This window comes from Frankia sp. CoWAU3, from assembly GCF_977971855.1.
Genome location: NZ_CDWWXB010000277.1, coordinates 1949 through 3830 on the forward strand (window position 1 = coordinate 1949; position 1882 = coordinate 3830).

2 protein-coding genes are annotated in these 1882 nt (G+C 70.5%); both read left to right on the plus strand.

The annotated features are described in order from the left end of the window. Positions 1-1348: PfaD family polyunsaturated fatty acid/polyketide biosynthesis protein (locus AC08ON_RS17075; protein WP_476608555.1), on the plus strand; the 1348-nt coding region annotated here is incomplete at its 5' end. Positions 1349-1451: 103 nt separating this feature from the next. Further along, complete coding sequence (locus AC08ON_RS17080) at positions 1452-1865, plus strand: acyl carrier protein (protein WP_476617340.1); 414 nt, start codon at positions 1452-1454, stop codon at positions 1863-1865. The last annotated feature ends 17 nt before the right edge of the window (positions 1866-1882 follow it).

A 1882-nucleotide genomic window follows, 5' to 3' on the forward strand; every position in this document is an offset into this window, starting at 1 on the left:
CCCCGCCGCGCTCGGCTCGGCCGAATTCCGCCGCGACTACCGGCTGCGCTACGCCTACCTCGCCGGCGCCATGTACCGCGGGATCGCATCCGAGAGCCTTGTGACCCGGCTCGCATCCGCGGGGCTGATGGGCTTCCTCGGCACCGGCGGCACCGGAGCCGACGAGGCCGCGAAGTCCGTCGCCCGGATCCGCGGGGAACTCGGGCCGAACACCCCCTTCGGCGTGAACCTCATCTCGACGCCCTACGCCCCCGCGCTGGAGGACGAACTGGTGCGTGTACTGCTCGACGTGCGCGTCCACCACATCGAGGCGGCGGGCTTTACCGGCATCAGCCCGGCGATCGTCGCCTTCCGGTTCCGCGGCGCGCGGCGCACCGCCGACGGCACCCCGACGGCCGTGCGCCACGTGCTGGCGAAGGTCTCCCGGCCCGAGGTCGCGGCCGCGTTCATGGCCCCGCCGTCCGCGGAGATGCTCAACCACCTCGTCGCGAGCGGGCGGCTCACCCGCGAGGAGGCCGAGATCGCGGCACAGCTGCCGGTCTCTTGCGACATCTGCGTGGAGGCCGACTCGGGCGGCCACACCGACGCGGGGAATCCGTACGCCCTCGTCCCGGCCATGATGTCGCTGCGGGACGAGGTGCAGGCCGAGCGCGGCTACGCCAAACGAATCCGCGTCGGGGCGGCGGGCGGGATCGGCACCCCCGAGTCCATCGCGGCCTCGTTCACGCTCGGCGCGGACTTCGTGCTCACCGGCTCCGTGAACCAGCGCACCGTCGAGGCCGGTACCTCGGATCTGGCCAAGGACATGCTCGCCGACGCCGACGTCCAGGACACCGCGTACGCGCCGGCAGGCGACATGTTCGAGATGGGCGCGCGAGTCCAGGTGCTGCGCAAGGGCACGCTTTTCGCGGCGCGCGCCAACAAGCTCTATCAGCTGTGGCGCCAGTACAACAGCCTCGCGGACATCGACGAGGACACCCGCCGCTCGCTCGAACAACGCTGCTTCCGGTGCAGTCTCGACGAGGTGTGGGCGCAGGCCCGCCCACACCTGGCCGCGAAGGGCGGCGGCGCGCTGGAGCGTGTCGAGGCCAACCCCAAGGTCCGGATGGCGCATGTCTTCAAGTGGTACTTCGCGCAAACCACACGTGCCGCGCTGGAAGGCGTGGCGGAGGAGAAGGTCAACTTCCAGATCCACTGCGGCCCGGCGCTCGGCGCGTTCAACCGCTTCGCCGCCGGCACGGACCTGGCCGACTGGCGCGCGCGCCACGTGGACGCCGTGGCGGAACGGCTGATGACCACCGCCGCCGACCGTCTCGCCGAGGCGGGAGCACGCTGGTCGGCCGACTGAGCCGAATTTAGCACAAGGTGCAGCAGATCTTTTCAAAATTGTGCATACACCTCAAATCAGGACCGAACATACTGGCGGCCGAGACCGGGGAGGTGGCTTTTCGGTGGCGGGCGATTTCTCTTTGGATGACGTCACACGTCAGGTGCTCGAGGCGCTGGCCGAACTGCTTCCCCGCGATGCCTCGGCGGTGACGGCCGATCAGCCGCTGCGCGGACTCGGACTCGATTCGCTCGCGGTCACCCGCCTGTGGTTCGGCCTGCAGTCCCGGCTGGGGGTCGACGTCCCGGTCGAGCGGCTCCGGCAGTGCGCGACTGCCGCCGAGATCGCCGAGCTTGTCGGGCCGACGGCTCCGACATCCCGCCTGTCGGCGGCGGAGCCCGCCGCAGCGAGCGACGCCGGTTCCGCCGAGACCCTCCCGCTGACCGACCTTCAGCAGGCGTACTTCTTCGGCAAGCAGCCCGAGTCCGGTGACGACACCGTGGGCTGCCCAGGGCTGCGCGAAGGTCGCGTGGTGTGACGGCCTGTTGCGTTAAG